Source organism: Thermotoga sp. RQ7, assembly GCF_000832145.1.
Classification (GTDB): domain Bacteria; phylum Thermotogota; class Thermotogae; order Thermotogales; family Thermotogaceae; genus Thermotoga; species Thermotoga neapolitana.
Genome location: NZ_CP007633.1, coordinates 1,544,173 through 1,560,053 on the forward strand (window position 1 = coordinate 1,544,173; position 15,881 = coordinate 1,560,053).

The 15,881-nt window shown below is 49.9% G+C and carries 16 protein-coding genes and 1 tRNA gene; 5 read left to right on the forward strand and 12 right to left on the reverse strand.

The window, feature by feature from the left end; all coding sequences use genetic code 11:
* Positions 1-84: 84 nt before the first annotated feature.
* A complete protein-coding gene (locus TRQ7_RS07950; protein WP_038067763.1) occupies positions 85-735 on the forward strand; it encodes an HAD family phosphatase in 651 nt (216 codons plus the stop codon).
* On the opposite strand, the gene TRQ7_RS07955 is transcribed toward TRQ7_RS07950, so the two are convergent.
* From TRQ7_RS07955 to TRQ7_RS08010, 12 genes are all read right to left on the reverse strand, one after another.
* The gene (locus tag TRQ7_RS07955; RefSeq protein WP_041844387.1) at positions 719-2,449 is read right to left on the reverse strand and encodes an NAD+ synthase; all 1,731 of its coding nucleotides are present in this window, start codon (positions 2,447-2,449) and stop codon (positions 719-721) included. The genes TRQ7_RS07950 and TRQ7_RS07955 overlap by 17 nt on opposite strands.
* On the reverse strand, positions 2,400-2,993 hold the full coding sequence (locus TRQ7_RS07960) for a hypothetical protein (protein WP_041844388.1): 594 nt from the start codon (positions 2,991-2,993) through the stop codon (positions 2,400-2,402). Before TRQ7_RS07960 ends, TRQ7_RS07955 begins: the two co-directional genes overlap by 50 nt.
* Positions 2,986-3,930: a phosphoribosylformylglycinamidine cyclo-ligase gene (purM, locus tag TRQ7_RS07965; RefSeq protein ID WP_041844389.1), complete on the reverse strand. Its 945-nt coding sequence runs from the start codon at positions 3,928-3,930 to the stop codon at positions 2,986-2,988. Before purM ends, TRQ7_RS07960 begins: the two co-directional genes overlap by 8 nt.
* The gene (gene purD, locus TRQ7_RS07970; RefSeq protein WP_041844390.1) at positions 3,927-5,120 is read right to left on the reverse strand and encodes a phosphoribosylamine--glycine ligase; all 1,194 of its coding nucleotides are present in this window, start codon (positions 5,118-5,120) and stop codon (positions 3,927-3,929) included. The genes purM and purD overlap by 4 nt, the downstream gene beginning before the upstream one ends.
* A gap of 12 nt (positions 5,121-5,132) precedes the next feature.
* The gene (locus TRQ7_RS07975; RefSeq protein ID WP_041844391.1) at positions 5,133-6,491 is read right to left on the reverse strand and encodes a bifunctional phosphoribosylaminoimidazolecarboxamide formyltransferase/inosine monophosphate cyclohydrolase; all 1,359 of its coding nucleotides are present in this window, start codon (positions 6,489-6,491) and stop codon (positions 5,133-5,135) included.
* Positions 6,472-7,089 carry a phosphoribosylglycinamide formyltransferase gene (gene purN, locus TRQ7_RS07980; RefSeq protein WP_041844392.1) on the reverse strand — a complete coding sequence of 206 codons (618 nt, stop codon included), beginning with the start codon at positions 7,087-7,089 and terminating at the stop codon, positions 6,472-6,474. The genes TRQ7_RS07975 and purN overlap by 20 nt, the downstream gene beginning before the upstream one ends.
* Positions 7,050-8,345, reverse strand: a complete 1,296-nt coding sequence (gene purF, locus TRQ7_RS07985) for an amidophosphoribosyltransferase (protein ID WP_041844393.1) — start codon at positions 8,343-8,345, stop codon at positions 7,050-7,052. Before purF ends, purN begins: the two co-directional genes overlap by 40 nt.
* A 6-nt stretch (positions 8,346-8,351) precedes the next feature.
* On the reverse strand, positions 8,352-10,163 hold the full coding sequence (purL, locus tag TRQ7_RS07990; protein ID WP_144399129.1) for a phosphoribosylformylglycinamidine synthase subunit PurL: 1,812 nt from the start codon (positions 10,161-10,163) through the stop codon (positions 8,352-8,354).
* A complete protein-coding gene (gene purQ, locus TRQ7_RS07995; protein WP_041844395.1) occupies positions 10,163-10,804 on the reverse strand; it encodes a phosphoribosylformylglycinamidine synthase subunit PurQ in 642 nt (213 codons plus the stop codon). Before purQ ends, purL begins: the two co-directional genes overlap by 1 nt.
* The gene (gene purS, locus TRQ7_RS08000) at positions 10,801-11,049 is read right to left on the reverse strand and encodes a phosphoribosylformylglycinamidine synthase subunit PurS (protein ID WP_015919800.1); all 249 of its coding nucleotides are present in this window, start codon (positions 11,047-11,049) and stop codon (positions 10,801-10,803) included. Before purS ends, purQ begins: the two co-directional genes overlap by 4 nt.
* Complete coding sequence (locus TRQ7_RS08005) at positions 11,025-11,717, reverse strand: phosphoribosylaminoimidazolesuccinocarboxamide synthase (protein WP_041844396.1); 693 nt, start codon at positions 11,715-11,717, stop codon at positions 11,025-11,027. Before TRQ7_RS08005 ends, purS begins: the two co-directional genes overlap by 25 nt.
* A gap of 113 nt (positions 11,718-11,830) precedes the next feature.
* Positions 11,831-11,907: transfer RNA gene (locus TRQ7_RS08010), tRNA-Pro, on the reverse strand.
* 128 nt (positions 11,908-12,035) lie between these two features.
* Here TRQ7_RS08010 and TRQ7_RS08015 point away from each other — a divergent pair.
* From TRQ7_RS08015 to TRQ7_RS08030, 4 genes are read left to right on the forward strand one after another with little or no spacing between them, the layout of a single operon-like run.
* Positions 12,036-12,470: a hypothetical protein gene (locus TRQ7_RS08015; protein ID WP_041844397.1), complete on the forward strand. Its 435-nt coding sequence runs from the start codon at positions 12,036-12,038 to the stop codon at positions 12,468-12,470.
* Between the two features lie 9 nt (positions 12,471-12,479).
* Positions 12,480-13,562, forward strand: a complete 1,083-nt coding sequence (gene ychF / locus TRQ7_RS08020; protein ID WP_041844398.1) for a redox-regulated ATPase YchF — start codon at positions 12,480-12,482, stop codon at positions 13,560-13,562.
* Positions 13,555-13,923, forward strand: coding sequence for a divergent PAP2 family protein (locus TRQ7_RS08025; RefSeq protein ID WP_015919804.1), 369 nt, complete (start codon positions 13,555-13,557; stop codon positions 13,921-13,923). The genes ychF and TRQ7_RS08025 overlap by 8 nt, the downstream gene beginning before the upstream one ends.
* Before the next feature lie 9 nt (positions 13,924-13,932).
* Positions 13,933-15,879 carry an ATP-dependent helicase gene (locus TRQ7_RS08030; RefSeq protein WP_041844399.1) on the forward strand — a complete coding sequence of 649 codons (1,947 nt, stop codon included), beginning with the start codon at positions 13,933-13,935 and terminating at the stop codon, positions 15,877-15,879.
* The last annotated feature ends 2 nt before the right edge of the window (positions 15,880-15,881 follow it).

The window sequence follows — 15,881 nt, forward strand, 5'->3', positions numbered from 1 at the left end:
TGGTCATGTTTTCATAATTAATACTACCACAAAAAGACGATTTAAACTGTTTATGTTATCTTTGAAGTGAAAGGAGGCGGTCAGATGGAAGCGGTGATTTTCGACATGGATGGAGTTTTGATGGACACAGAACCGCTCTACTTCGAAGCCTACAGGAGAGTCGCTGAAAGTTACGGAAAACCCTACACCGAGGAGATTCATAGAAAGATAATGGGAGTTCCGGAGAGGGAAGGTCTTCCCATTCTGATGGAACTTCTTGATATAGATGACTCTCTGGAAAACTTCAGAAAAAAGGTTCATGAGGAGAAAAGACGGGTCTTTTCCGAACTTTTGAAGGAAAACCCGGGAGTGAGGAAAGCCCTGGAGTTTGTGAAGAAAAAGGGCCTGAAACTCGCCCTTGCAACTTCCACTCCGCAGAAAGAGGCAATCGAAAGGTTGGAAAAGCTCAAACTGAAAGATTTCTTCGATGTGATGGTGTTCGGCGACCAGGTGAAGAGGGGAAAACCAGATCCAGAAATCTATCTGGTCACCCTGGAAAAGCTGAACGTGGATCCGAAAGAGGTGATCGTTTTTGAAGACTCAAAGAGCGGTGTAGAGGCCGCTCTCGGAGCGGGAATAGAGAAAGTCTACGGAGTGGTTCACTCTCTGAACGATGCTCAGGCGCTTCTTGAAGCGGGTGCGATACAACTGGTGAAACCGGAAGATATCCTGAGGGTTCTCAGAGAGGTTCTCTGAACCTGTTCGTTATGGGCATCCTCCAGTCCTTCCCGAAGGCCCTGGTTGAGATCTTCGTTCCGATGGCGGCCTGCTTTCTTTTGTACTCGTTCTTTCGTACCATCTCGGTCACTTCCACCACCATCTTCTTGTCGAATCCCTTGAGGGCGATCTCTTCAGGATCCAACCCCTCTTCTATGTAAAGTTTCAGTATCTCGTCAAGGATTTCGTAAGGTGGAAGTTTCTCCTGATCCGTCTGTCCTGGCCTGAGTTCGGCGGAAGGGGGCTTCACGAAGACGTTCTCCGGGATTATTTCCCTTCCCTTCCACTCGTTGTACCATCGCCCTATCCTGTACACGTCCGTCTTGTAAACGTCCTTTATGACTGCAAAACCGCCTGCCATATCTCCGTAGAGTGTGGCGTACCCTGTTGCCATCTCACTCTTGTTTCCTGTGGTGAGAACGAGCCAGCCGAACTTGTTCGAGAGTGCCATCAGGTAGTTTCCTCTTATTCTTGCCTGGATGTTCTCCTCCGTTATATCCGGCTCTTTGCCGGCAAAAACTTCCTTCAGGGCATCGAGGTACGACCTGAAAACATCGGTGATGGGTATGATGAACGTCTCTATTCCGAGGTTCTCTGCGAGTTTTTGAGCGTCCTCAAGGCTCGATTTTGAGGTGTACATGGACGGCATGAGAACACCTTTCACGTTCTCTTTTCCCAGGGCTTCCGTTGCTATGACCGCAACAAGAGAAGAGTCCATCCCTCCGCTGAGACCGATCACGACCTTTTCGAATCCGTTTTTCCTGACATAATCCCTCACACCTGTGACCAGTGCTCTGAACATCTCCTCTTCTCTCTTCGGTATCGGATGGATCAGTGGATCGAAGTGTGAAGACTTTCTGCGAAGTCCTCCCACATCGACGATCTTCACAGGGTAGTTCTGGGACCTCATGTACCTTCTTCTTGGGTCGAGAAGGGAAACTCTCAGATTTTCATCGAGATCAAGGTCCACCGTGATGATTTCCTCTTCGAAAAGTTTTCCGTAACTGATCACCTCTCCGGACGCGTCGACGACGATGCTTCCTCCGTCGAAAACGAGTTCATCCTGCCCTCCCACCATGTTGCAGTAGGCTATCGCCGTGTGGTAGTCGTACGCCTTCATCGAGAGATATTCTTTTCTCAAGCGTGGTTTTCCCACGTGGTAAGGCGAGGCAGAGAGGTTCGCCACGAGATGTACCCCTTCTCCGAGGGACAGGGATGCACTCGGCTCTACCGGATTCCAGATGTCTTCACAGATGGTGACGCCAATCTTGACGTCGTCCATCTTCAAAACAAGGAGTCCTTCTCCTGGCTTGAAGTACCTTCTTTCGTCGAAAACACCGTAGTTTGGAAGGAACATCTTTCTGTAGACTCCAAGTACCTCTCCCCTCTTCAGGACGGCCGCGGCGTTGTACGCGTCTTCGTCGCTATCGATGAATCCCACAAGAACGGTCACTTCACAGCTTTTCGTGTGCGAGGCAAGTTCCAGAAGGTACCGCCTGTTTTCCCTCAGGAAAGAGAGCCTCAGCATGAGATCCTCCGGAGGATATCCGGGCAGGAAGAGTTCCGGAAAGATGAGAAGGTCACTGCCCCTTTCTTCCGCTGTTTTGAGGGCCTCTATCGCCTTTTTCAAATTTCCCTCAAAATCACCGAGAGTCGGATTGAGCTGAGCCAGTGTTACCCTGAGCTGTTTCATCTTTCATCCCCTCCAGAGAGTGAAAGAGGGCGTAGACAAACACCGTTCTCAGAAAGTTCGATGCGATGGAACCAGCAAAGGGTATGAACCACACGACGAACACGACTGCTGCTGCAAGGAACACTTCCACCGTTTTCTGGCTTTTGAAAACCAGCCTGTAACTTTTTGTCAGAACGGCTGAGGCGGAATCAACTCTTGCAGAAAGAATCGGGACGAAGAACAGAAACATGAAAACTACAAAGGCCGGAAGAACAAAGAGAGAAAAGCCGATTCCCATCGCCATTCCGTAGAACGCGCTGAACACGAGGAGACTGAGAAAGCTCTCTTTCTTTCGCTGTACGAGGATACTTCCAATCAGAACGGCCAGTATTGTTTCTTCGAAGAGCTTTATGGCGAAGAAGTCAAGATCCAGGAAATCGTACTTTCCAGCGAAAAGGTAGAGAACCTCTGCGACGAACCCCAGAACGAGCGCCAGCACGCTCACCACAGCAAGTTTCGTGTCCCTGATCAATTCCTGAAAACCCCTTACGATGTCCTCAAACACACCTATCCCCCCCACCTCCGTACTCTATCCTCCAGTCGGTATCGACCCTGCCAGCCACAACACCGTTCACTTTGCCGAGAACGTACTCTACGTTTTCCTTCTCCACGATCAAAAACATGCCGATTCCCATGTTGAAGGTGTTGATGGCTTCTTCGAATTCAACGTACTTCAGGATCCAGTCGATGAAATCCCTTCCCGGAAGAGAAACGTGTGCCCCAAGGTTTCCAAGCACTCTCTTCAGGGCTCTGATGATACCTCCACCGGTTACGTGCGCGATCCCCTTGACCCGATCGAACACATCGACGACCTCTCTGTATATTCGCGTTCCTTTCAGAAGGTCGAAATCCAGGCTTTCAGGCTCTATCTTTTCCTCTTTCAGTATCCTCCTTATGAGTGACCAGCCGTTCGAGTGAAAACCAGAAGAGGGAATTCCGACGATGATGTCTCCTTCCCTTATCGTATCAACCGGGATCTTCCTTTCCAGAACACCAACGGCGAATCCCACGGCGTCCCAGTCTCCACGATAGACGTCTGGCATCTCCGCGGTTTCTCCACCGACCAGTTTGACACCCACGTTTTCAAGAACGTCCACGAGTTCTGTTATAAACTGCTCGTGTTCTTCGGATATCCTTTCCACACCGAGGTAGTCGAGGAAGGCAACGGGTCTTGCCCCAACACAGACCAGATCGTTGTAGTTCATTCCGACGAGATCTTCGGCGGCGTATCGCCAGGTTCCATACCTTCTGTGAAGGATGAGCTTTGTTCCGATGCCGTCTGCCGTGACAGCGATCGGAGGTTCTGCGATTTTCAGCACAGCAGCGTACCCCGTTGGTTCCTTCATCAACCACTCTGGCAGTTTCACCACACTCTTTATCTTTCTGGAAAAGTTCTCTCCTCTTTCGACGTCAACTCCGGCATCCCGGTAAGTGTACTTCACGAGGCGATATCCCTCCTGTACATCTTTCCTTCGAATTGTACCCTTTCAGCGAGTTCATAGGCTTTTTTTCTTGCCTCCTCTCTGGTTGCACCAGATCCCATGCAGTGAAGCACCCTTCCACCTGCTGTTACCAGTTTCCCGTCTTTCTCCGCAACTCCAGCAAAGAAGATGAGACCGTCTTCTGGAAGTGTGATTTCCTTTCCTTTTTCAGGGTTGTCCGGGTAGCCCTTCGATGCCAGAACCACGTCCACGGCGAATCCGTTTGGTCTGATCGCTTCCATTCTACCACCTCTGTAGCCTTCCAGAACGGCGTTAACGAAAGCTTCAGGATTCAGAACCACGATCACTTCTGTTTCAGGATCTCCCAGTCTTACGTTGTATTCAAGGATGTAGGGATCACCGTCGTGCAACATCAGGCCGAGATACAGAAAACCCCGGTAGGTATAACCTTCTTTTTCCACTCCCCAGAGCGTCTTATCGAAGAGTTCCTCTATCTTCGAGACCGTCTCCTGCGATACGCTCACGGGACCCCATGACCCCATACCACCCGTGTTGGGTCCTCTGTCGTTGTCCAGCAGCCGCTTGTAATCTCTGACGAAGGGAAGTATCACGAAATCTCTTCCGTTGACGATCGCCATGGCGGAAAGTTCGTCTCCCTCCAGGTATTCATCGATCACCACGGGTCCTTTGACACCTTTTATGAGCTCTCCCGTGATGAGTTTTGATCCCTTCTCGATTGCCTCTTCTTCCGAGTCAAGGATCAGGACACCCTTACCGCGTGCCAGACCGTCTGCCTTTATCACGTACGGAGGGGAAAATTTCTTTATCTTTTCCTTCAATTCCTCCGGGGTTTCTGCCACTTCGAAGCGAGCGGTTCTTATACCGTACTTTTTCATGAAACGCTTGGCGAAGACCTTGGAACCCTCAAGCCTTGCAACTTCCTTTATTGGACCGAAAACGTTCGATTTCCAGTTCGCAACACCTTCTACAAGGTATTCTTCAGAGCCCGGTATGATGACGTCTTCATCTGATATTCCCTTTATCGTCTTTTCTCCTTCGTAGGGGTGGTTTGTTCCATCTCTTTTTGTTCCGGCGTTTCCCGGATAAAAGTGAACCTCATAACCCTGCTGGGAGAATGCCCATCCTATGGCGTGTTCTCTTCCACCTGATCCAAGGATGTGTACCCTCATACGTCTCACCTCTCAGTGTCTGAAGACCCTGCTGGGGGCTTTGTAGAAGGTGAGCCCGAGTTCTTTGGCCTTTGAGAGAACTTCTTCGTCCCTTATGGATCCGAGGGGCGCGACAACGGCCTTCACCCCAGCCTGAGCGAGTATCTCCAGCGAGTCGGGGAATGGGAAGAAGGCATCGGAAGCCGCTATTGCTCCTTTTGCTTTCTCTTTTGCCATCACCGTGGCGATCCAGGCGGCTCTCTTCCTGGAAGGCTGCCCGCTTCCTATTCCTACAGTCACACCGTCTTTGACTATGAGAACGGCGTTCGATTTTACTCCTTCCACTACCCTGTAGGCGAAATCCAGGTCTTCGAGTTCCTTCTCAGAAAGGGGTTCTCCCACGACGAGTTCGAAATCTCCATCCGGATATTTTCTTTCACTCAGAACGAGGGCACCGAAGGCCATCTTTCCGGCCGTAGGGGTGTAATCTTCGGGTTTGAGAAGTCTCACCTTTTTCTTCGACAGTATCTCGACGGCCTCTTTCGTGAAGGATGGGGCAACGATCACCTCGAGGTACTTCTTCAGGGATGATGCCACCTCGTCGTCCATCTCGAAGTTCACAGCGAGGATACCACCAAAGCTCGACTCGTCGTCTGCTTCTATGGCTTTCTTCACAACCTCCACCCTGTCTTCACCGATCGCAGCTCCACAGGGGGACTGGTGTTTCACAACGACTGCCCCCGTTTTTGGCAGATTTTTTGCCACGAACCATGCATTCTCCGCGTCCAGGATGTTGTTGAACGAGATGGTCTTTCCTTCGTGGAGAATTTCAAAGGCAGGCTTTCCGTACACGAAGGCCCTTTCATGCGGATTTTCTCCATATCTCAACTGAAGATCTTCTCTTCTGAAAGAAAGGGACACTCCTTCGATGAACTGGTTTGCCCTCACGGAATCGTATGCGCTGGTGAACGCGAAGGTCATTCCGGCAAGATACTTCCTTGTTTCCTCATCGTCCTTTTCGATGGCAAGTTTCAGGGTTTCCATGTCAAAAGCGGGTTTTACCTTCCTCCAGTTTTTTGCCGCCGCACGAAGAAGAGCCACACCGCCTATGTCGATATCAGGAGGTGGATAGAGGTCCACGAAGACCACATCCCACCTTGGCTCTGGTCCCAGGATCCCCGCGAATATTTCCGGATGCAGCGTTTTCACCAGCCCGCCGAGGAGGTTTTCAAAGCCCGTGATGGTGCTCACGTCGTTTGCCTCTACGCCGTTTTCTTTCAAAAACTTCGCCGTCCCAGAACTTGCCCAGATCTCCCATCCTTCCTCATGGAGTTTCTTCAACACGTCCAGGTACTTTTCTTTCTCGTACAGACTAACCAATATCCTCTTCAAGGATAACCCTCCTTCCTTCTATCCTCCACTTTCCTTCGAGAACTTTCTGTACAACGATCGGGTAATAGCGATGTTCTATCCTGTGTATCTCTTCCTCGAGTTTCTCCAGTGACCAGTCCTTTTTTATCTCCAGGGCTTTCTGGAAGATGATGGGGCCGGTGTCCACACCCTCGTCGACGAAGTGGATGGTGATTCCCGTGACCTTCACACCGTATTCGTAGGCCTTCTCTATGGCATGCGTTCCAGGAAAGGCAGGAAGAAGCGATGGGTGGATGTTCAGTATCTTCCACTGCCACCTCTTCACTATCTCTGGTGGAAGAATTCTCATAAAGCCGGCAAGAACGATCAGATCCGGCTTGAGTTCTTCGAGTCTTTCACTCAAAGACTCCTGCCAGGGTTTTTCCAGTTTTTTCCAGCGTACTTTCAGTTTCCTTGCCCGCTCGATGGCAAAGCACTCTCTGTCCACCAGAAGTTCCTGAATTTCTGCTTTCAGGACTCCGTCTCGTGAGGCTTTCACGATCGCTTCGAAGTTGCTTCCGTTTCCCGATGCAAGCACCACTAGTCGTGGAAGTACTCCCCGCTGAAGCACGCCACACACAGTTCATTCCTCCCGATGGCTCTCTTCAAACCTTCGAGTGACAGGTAGAAAAGAGAATCTGCGTTGACGATCTTCTTGACTTCCTCCACATCCCGCTCTCCTGCGACGAGTTCCTTCTTGCGGGCCGTATCGATGCCGTAGTAACACGGGAAACGAACGGGCGGGGAATGGATCCCCACGTGAACCTCCCTTGCCCCGGCCTCCCTCAGTATCTTCACGATGATTCCCATCGTGGTTCCCCTGACGATCGAGTCGTCTATGACCACAACCCTCTTTCCGCGCACCACGTCTTCTATTGGAACCAATTTTTTCTTCACTATCTTTTCTCTGTCCACGGGCATTATGAAACTTCTTCCCACGTATCGATTCCTCATCAGTCCGATGTCCAGAGGAATGCCGGAAGCGGAAGAAAATCCCATGGCTCCGGAGAGTCCAGAATCGAGCACAGGAACAACAACATCGGCCTCTATCGGGTTTTCTCTGAAGAGTTCTTCACCCATTCTGTAACGTGCAATATGAACACTCTGACCGAGGAAGTGACTGTCTGGTCTTGCAAAGTAGATGAACTCGAACGAGCAGAATCTCCCTTCTTTACTGTTGAATTTCACTCTTTCTTCACCTTCGTTTGTGAAGAACACAGCGGTTCCAGGAGGGATCTCCTCCACATCCTCCACTCCTATGGCCTTCAGCGCAGCATCCTCAGATGCCACCACCACACCTTCTCCGTATCTTCCATAGAACAGAGGACGGATGCCGTAAGGATCCCTTGCTGCTGCGAGGAATTCTTCGTGGAGGATCAAAAGGGAGTACGCAAGAGGAATCTTTTTCAGTGCCTTGACGATGGAAGTTTTTATATCACCCTCACTCATCGATATGAGATGAAGGAAGATTTCAGTATCAAGGGTGCTCTGGAAAACGGCACCTTTTTCCTGAAGCATATCTATCCATTTTTCTCCGTTCGGTATATTCCCGTTGTGGGCAACCGCGATCCTTCCCTTTCGTGTGAAAGCAACGATGGGTTGGATGTCTTCAAGAGAGCCAGCCGTCGAATATCTCACGTGTCCTATTCCTTTTTCCGCATCTTCCCATCTGTCCTCTGTGAGAACGGTGTCCACAAGGCCTTTTCCCTTTATCGTTTTGAAACCGTCGACGACCACACCTGCACTTTCCTGCCCTCTGTGTTGAAGACCAAGGAGGACATCGTGAAGCACTGAGAAGGCGTCTTTCACGTTCCAGACCCCTGCGATTCCGCACATTTCAGGTCACCTCGAAACGGTACCTATCTCCCTCACAGGAACACTCACAGCGGGAGTTTTTTCGGAGAACACCAGGATCATCTGATGTGCAGGTTCTACCTTTAGAAGTTTCAAATCGATCTTCAGTCCGAACTCTTTGAAACTTTCCACGTGCGTTTTCGTCAGAAGGTGAGATGAGGCAAGGATGAAAGATCCCTCGTCTGCGAGTTTCTTTATGACCTTCCAGAGTTCTTTCTCCCTTTCCAGTTCGAAATCCGGCCAGCCAACTGCGAAAACTCTTGAGGGCCCTGGTTTTACCACCTTCTGTGGATCCACCCTTCCGAGCATTCCCACAACTAGTGTGGGGGGTATGGGTTTTCCCCTGTACGTGTTGTAGAGTGAGGCGTTTCCAGAGGCCACGGGCACACCGGAAAATTCACAGGCATCTTTCAGAGCCGTCATCATCGCAGAGAGCCCAGCTGGATCGACATCGGGATCTCCGTAGTTCACACAGTTCGTTATGGCAAGGGGAGTGGCACCAACTGCAAGAGTCTTTCTCACGCTCTCCAGAACGGCTATGAAGGTACCCCAGTAGGTGTCCTGAATGGCCAGGTCTGCCCTGCTGTGTGTGACGAGGGAGTATCCACTGTTTCCCTTTATTCTCATGACCGCAGCTCCAAATCCTGGAGGAAGAACGGTGTCTGTTCCCACCATGTGATCGTACTGTTCGAAGACCTCTCTGGCGTTCACTTCCTCGAATTTCAGCGTATCGAACTTTGGGATCTCTCCAGGTTTGTACTCTACGATCTCCTCTTCCGGTGCGTTCGCAAGAAGTTGAACGGGTACCTCCATCACTAACTGATCCTTGTAGAGTACCCTGTAAATGGGATCTTTGATCACTTCAGCGACGACACCGCCGAAGAGAAGGTGTTCTTTTGCGATCTCCAGTATGCGAACTGCCTTTTCAGGAGAGGTGACCACCGCCATTCTCTCCTGACTTTCGCTTATGAGGATCTCCCAGGGTTCCATATCGGGTTCCCTCAGCGGTACACGGTCAAGGTGTACGATCGCTCCAAGACCGCCCTTTGCCACGAGTTCGGACGTGGCAGACAGCACACCACCTGCTCCAAGGTCCTGTGCTCCCTCTACGAGGCCCTCTTCCACCATCTTTAAAAATGCTTCTATGAGCATCTTTTCAGCGAATGGGTCTCCAACCTGTATCGAAAGCTTCGTTGCTTTTTCTCCCGTGAGGTCTTCCGAGGCAAAAGACGCCCCGTGTATTCCGTCTCTTCCCGTTGCCCCACCGAAAACGACGATGACCTGTCCCGGTCTGGTTGCTTTTGAATCGACCAGCATATCGTTTCTCACGACACCCGCTGCGAGCACGTTGACGAGTGGATTGTGTTCGTACAGAGATGATATCCTGAGTTCTCCTCCGACCGTTGGGACCCCTATTGAATTTCCGTAGTCGGCTATTCCCTCGATGATACCGTCTATGATCCGTGCCATGTGCAGTGAGTCGAAGATCGCTGTGGGACGTGCACCCATTGCGAGCACATCCCTGATGATGCCCCCAACACCCGTTGCCGCTCCGTTGTAAGGTTCGATCGCACTCGGGTGGTTGTGGCTCTCTATTTTGAAGGCGATCGAATAGTAGTCGTCGAGATTCACAACACCCGCATTTCCTTCAAAGCCCGTTTTTGGAAGCTTTTTTATGTACTTCTTCGTGTGGGAGTATCCGCAGTGTTCACTCCACATGACAGAGAACGCCTGAAGCTCGACGAAGGTAGGTTCCCTTCCAAGCTCCCTCTTCAGGATGTCCAGATATCTCAACTTCATCACCTCTTCAAGTAGTTGAGGATGGACTGAAAAACCTTTCTGCCGTCTTCGCCACCGAGGAGGTTCTCGACGGCCCTTTCGGGATGGGGCATGAGTCCGAAGATGTTTTTCTCTTCGTTGAAGATTCCTGCGATTCTCTCATCGGATCCGTTCACGTTTTCAACGTATCTCAGAGCCACGTTCACCTCGTCTATCTTCACGTACCTTCCAAACCCGTGGGCAATTGGAATCCTGATTCTTTCGCCAGGAGTGAAGGCGTTTGTGAAGGGAGAGTTCGTGTCTTCAACGGTGAGATCAACCCACTTGCAGATGAACTTTCCCGAGGAGTTTTGAAGAAGCGCCCCCTTGAGAAGTCCCATCTCTATGAGGATCTGAAAACCGTTGCAGATTCCCATTATCAGTTTTCCTTTTTCTGCCGCTTTCCTGATTTCGGAGGCGATCTTTTCTCTTGCAGCCACAGCACCGGGACGCAGGTAGTCTCCATAGGAAAAGCCTCCGGGAAGAATGATCAATTCGTAATCGTCGAGCCTGTCATCCAGTCCCACGAACCTGGGTTCGAATCCGTTTATCTCGAGGGCATAGTGAGCGTCTCTGTCGCAGTTGGATCCCGGGTAAACCACCACACACGCTTTCGGTTTCACAGCTCCCTCACCTCATACTCTTCCACTACGGGGTTTACCAGGAGTTCTTCGCAGGCTCTCTTCACGATTTCGTACGCCTTTTCTCTGTCTTCTGCCTCCACTTCCAGGTGGATGGATTTTCCAAGTCTCAGCCTCTTCACGGGCAGGTTTTTCTCTTCTCTCAACACGCGCTCGATCGTCTCTCCACGTGGATCCCTGATGTTGCTTCTGTACTGAACGTCTACTGCAAACTTAAAGATCGGCAAAGTTCAAGCACCTCCCTGTACTTTTTCATGGGATCACCAAGGTCTCTTCTGTACACATCTTTATCGAAGATCTCACCCTTTTTTCTCAGCCTGAAGGTATCGGGAGAGATCTCGTCCCCCAGAACGACTTCACCGTTTTTGTCGAGCCCGAACTCGTACTTTATGTCCCAGAGTTCAAAGCCACCTTTCTCGAAGAACTCCTTCAGGGCGAGTGTGGCCTTCACGGCCGTTTCTTTCATCTTTTCTGCCTGATCTTTCGTTGCAATTTTCAGTATCTCCAGATGATCTACACACACCATCGGGTCGTGTCTTTCGTCGTCTTTTATGAAGAATTCCACAAGAGGAAACGGCAGGTCTTCACCTTCAACTCCTCCATACCTTCTCACAAAAGAGCCTGCCTTCTTCAGCCTCACAACAACTTCTAGCGGAAACATTTTGAGGAGAACGGCTTTGAGGGTTCGTGGAGGGACGTACTCGATGAGGTGGGTTCTGATACCTTTCTTGGAGAGATAATCCATGAGGATCGCTGTCGTTTCTGCACAGATGGAGCCCTTGTTGGTCATCACATCGTGTTTCAGTCCATCACCGGCCGTTATATCGTCTTTGAACTCGATGAGGGCGTGGTTTTCAACGATCTTAACAATTTTCGTCTTGCCCTCGTAGTACACACGCTCGCCTCCCCGCCCTTTTTGAAGATTCTATACTCGCATCATGAATGGAAATTACATGGCAGGTAAACTCTTTGAAAAAAACAGAAAAACGGGAGCAAGGCTCCCGTTTCTGGTCGGGGAGGCGGGACTTGAACCCGCGACCTCCAGATCCCGATTCTGGCGCTCTGGCCGTCTGAGCTACTCCCCGCTTCCTCTGGTATTATAGCATAGGGTATCAAACTGGACAATCGTTTAACAACCATTCCCCTTGACTTTTAATACTCCTACTGTATAATTCGAAGAGCGTAAAAAAATTTTCGCAGGGGAGTGAAGATCGTGGATTTCAGGTACATCTTGAGGGTGCACATCGATGAGGCGTCTGCACAGGAGATTCTCAACAGTAGCAGGATCCAAAAGCGCGCTAAAGAGGTGAACAACAACCTCTACTACGATGATGCCCTTGTGATCGAGTCAGAGCCCGGTTACGATGTGGATGATGATCTCGTCATGATGGTGATCACCTCCTATGGGAAACCCGCCAAGGCAGAAGGGTACATTATCGTCAACGGCAAAGAGAGAAAGGTGTTCGATGGTATGCTCGATCCAAGAAAGCCTCTTTCCATCCATCAGACAGGTACTGAGCAGAAAGTGGAGGAAGAATACGAAGAGGAATTTGAAGAAGAGGAAGAAGAGGAATTCGACCTTTTCAACGAAGAAGACTTCTATGAGGAGGAAGATGAGGACTTTTACGATGAGGAAGAGGAATACTGAGGTGATAACTTGGAGAGGGTGGGAATAGTAGGCCTTCCGAACGCTGGAAAATCCTCTTTCTTCAACTTTCTGACCGATAACGATGTACCTGCGGAGAGTTTCCCGTTCTGTACGATAGAGCCAAACGTGGGAGTTCTCGTTGTGCCAGATGAGAGGGTGAAGATTCTTGCAAAAAACGAAGGATCAAAAAAAGTGGTCCACCCGTTCGTGGAGATCGTGGACATAGCGGGCCTTGTGAAAGGGGCAAGTAAAGGTGAAGGGCTTGGAAACCAGTTTCTCGATCACATAAGCAAGGTGGATGTCATAGCACATGTGGTGCGGGTGTTCGAAAGCAAAACAGCCTCCCACCCCTATCAGAGTGTGGACCCAAAAAGAGACATAGAGATAGTTGAGACCGAACTCATACTGAAGGATCTTGAGACCATCCAGAAGCGCCTGGAAAAAAGAGTAAAGGTTGCACGAACAGGTGACAGAGATGCAAAAAGAGAAGTGGAACTCCTGGAGGCTCTCCAGGAGTTTCTCTCTCAGGGAAACAGGGCATCGAAGTTTCCAAGACGTGACGAGTTCGAAGAAAACGTGATACGTTCCCTTTTTCTTCTCACCGACAAGCCCCAGATCTTCGTCTTCAACGTCGATGAACTGGACGAAGAGAAGAAAAAGTTAATAGAAGATGCAATTAAGGATAGAGAAGAAGAATACATTATAATAAATGTAAAGCTCGAGGAAGAACTCAAGTCACTCCCGGAGGATGAGGCAGAACTTTTCAGGGCAGAGTACAACCTTCCGGGTAACAAGAAGAAAGAGTTTTTCGAGAAAATCCTGAAACTGCTCGATCTTGTGAGGTTTCTCACCGCAACACAGAACGAGGCAAGAAGCTGGACCATAAAGAGAGGAGCCACCGCTTACGAAGCTGCCGGACTCATTCACTCAGACATACAGAAGGGGTTCATAAAGGCAGAAGTCATCCCCTTCGAGAGATACCTCGAATACGGCTCTTTCAAAAAAGCGCGTGAAGCCGGTGCTGTGGAAGCCCACGGAAAAGATTACGTTGTAAGAGAGGGGGATGTGATCCATTTCCTATTCCGTGCTTGATGTCTGGAAGATATTTCGAAGCACGCCGTTCACAACGGCAGTTGTTTCATTCCTGGTGGCACAGTTCATAAAGTTTCTGATCAAAAGAGACGTTAAGATGCTGAAAAGTTACGGAGGCATGCCCAGTGGACATGTTGCCACCGTGTCCGGACTTGCGTGGTCGCTCGCTCGAAGCACGGGGTTCGACTCCCCCTACACGTCGATCGCTTCCATATTCCTTGTGATCATATTCATGGATGCCATCGTTTTGAGACCTGCGGTGAAGAAGGATCTTGGGCACAGTTTCCTTGAAGCGCTCGCTGGTTTTGGTCTTGGTATGCTCATAGCCCATCTTTTTCCGGCCCGGCTCCATCTCTGGTGAGGTGAAGTGATGAAAGAGTACAGGATAAAACCGAAGAAGACGGACCTTTCATTCCTGGAAGATCTCGATGAAGAACAGAGAAGAGCGGTTGTTGAATCAGAAGGAAGGTGTATTGTAATAGCGGGACCGGGATCTGGAAAAACCCGTGTCATCACCTACAAGATAGCCTACCTTCTTGCTAACGGTGTGGATCCCTCCAGAATCCTTCTTGTCACGTTCACAAGAGCCGCCGCAAGAGAGATGGTGGAGAGGGCAAAGATGGTGACGGGAAGAGAGCTTTCAGAAATGCTCGCCGGAACGTTTCATCACGTGTGCAATTACTTCTTGAGAAAGTACGCACCGTACGTTGGACTGGACAGGAACTATTCCATCCTGGACAGAGAAGACTCAGAAAGCCTGATGAGACACGCAAGAAGCAAATTTCTGGAAAGAAAGGGAAGGGAAGAAAGAAAAAACTTTCCTCAGCCTTCTGTTTTGATGTCCATATACTCCTACATGAGAAACACGCTCAAATCTCTGAGAGAAAGCATCATTGTGAAAAACCCAAAATTTCTGGATTTCAAGGAAGAGATCGCTGAGATCTTTGACCTCTACGAACAGGAAAAACGCTCTCAAAACGTGGTGGATTACGAGGATCTTCTTTTTTTCGTTTACAGACTCTTCGAAGAGCACAGAGAGATACGGGACAGAGAAGCAGAGAGGTTTCTGTGGGTTCTGGTGGATGAGTTTCAGGATACAAACTACGTCCAGTACAGGATGATCGAGCACCTGTCTTCCAGACACGGAAACGTTCTGGCGGTGGGGGATGATGCGCAGAGCATCTACTCTTTCCGTGGAGCAAGATACGAAAACGTGGAAGACTTCATAAAGGTTCCGGGCACAAAGATCTTCAAGATCCAGACGAATTACAGAAGTACAGAAAGCATCGTGAAGTTCATAAATGCGATGCTTCCAACCAGGGCCGTTCCGAAGGTTCTGAAGCCTGTGAGAAAAGACGGTATGAAACCCGTTGTGGTCAAGACCTGGGACAGATACGAAGAGGCACGTTTTGTGTCTCAGCGAATCCTGGAGCTCTTCGAAGAGGGATTCAAACCCGAAGAAATAGCGGTTCTCTACAGATCACACTCACATTCTCTGGAACTTCAGATGGAACTGGCAAGAAGCAGGATAGACTTCAGGGTTCTTTCGGGGCCGAGGTTCACCGAAAGCGCACACGTGAAGGACGTTCTCTCCTTCTTGAGGATAGTTCAGAATCCCAGGGACAAATCCGCCTGGTTGAGGGCTGCAAAGCTCTTTTACGGTATCGGAGACAGGACAGCATCCAAGATCGCAGACCTTGCGAGTGTGTACGTGGAGGAGGGACTCGATCCCTTCGAAGAACTGAAAAAGGTGAACTTCTCCGGTGAATACGCGAGATTCATGGAAATTCTTGATCATCTCAAAAAGATGGAACTTCCGGGAGAGATGATAGAATACGTTCTCACTTCCTTCTACTCCGAATACCTTGAAGCGCGGTATCCTGACTTCCGTGAAAGAGAGATGGACATAGAGAGACTGGTCGAAATAGCCTCCCGTTACACAGATCTGGAAAATTTCCTGACGGACCTTGCCGTGACGGAGGACGTTGAGATACAGAGAGAAGCCTTTCAGAAGGAGGGAAAGGTTACCCTCACCACGGTCCATCAGGCAAAGGGTCTCGAGTGGAGAGTAGTCTTTGTCATATCCGTGAATCCGGGAGACTTTCCAAACTATTTTGCGATCTCGGAGGGAAACCTTGACGAGGAAGAGAGGATCTTCTACGTGGCCATAACGAGAGCCAAAGAGCAACTTTACATCTCCTACCAGGTCACGGGTGCTTCGTATCCCTATCGCGGAAACAGATTCATCATGAGAAGTGGAGAGAACTTCATCGACAGGATTCCTCCTGATCTTGTGGAGATGTGGGAAGTTAGATGAAA

What these genes read in the sequence shown, in the direction of transcription:
- purF (WP_041844393.1), bottom strand. Translation starts at nt 8,345, where the DNA reads ATGTGCGGAATCGCAGGGGTCTGGAACGTGAAAGACGCCTTCTCAGTG.
- TRQ7_RS07955 (WP_041844387.1), bottom strand. Translation starts at nt 2,449, where the DNA reads ATGAAACAGCTCAGGGTAACACTGGCTCAGCTCAATCCGACTCTCGGT.
- TRQ7_RS08030 (WP_041844399.1), top strand. Translation starts at nt 13,933, where the DNA reads ATGAAAGAGTACAGGATAAAACCGAAGAAGACGGACCTTTCATTCCTG.
- TRQ7_RS07950 (WP_038067763.1), top strand. Translation starts at nt 85, where the DNA reads ATGGAAGCGGTGATTTTCGACATGGATGGAGTTTTGATGGACACAGAA.
- purL (WP_144399129.1), bottom strand. Translation starts at nt 10,163, where the DNA reads ATGAAGTTGAGATATCTGGACATCCTGAAGAGGGAGCTTGGAAGGGAA.
- purD (WP_041844390.1), bottom strand. Translation starts at nt 5,120, where the DNA reads ATGAGGGTACACATCCTTGGATCAGGTGGAAGAGAACACGCCATAGGA.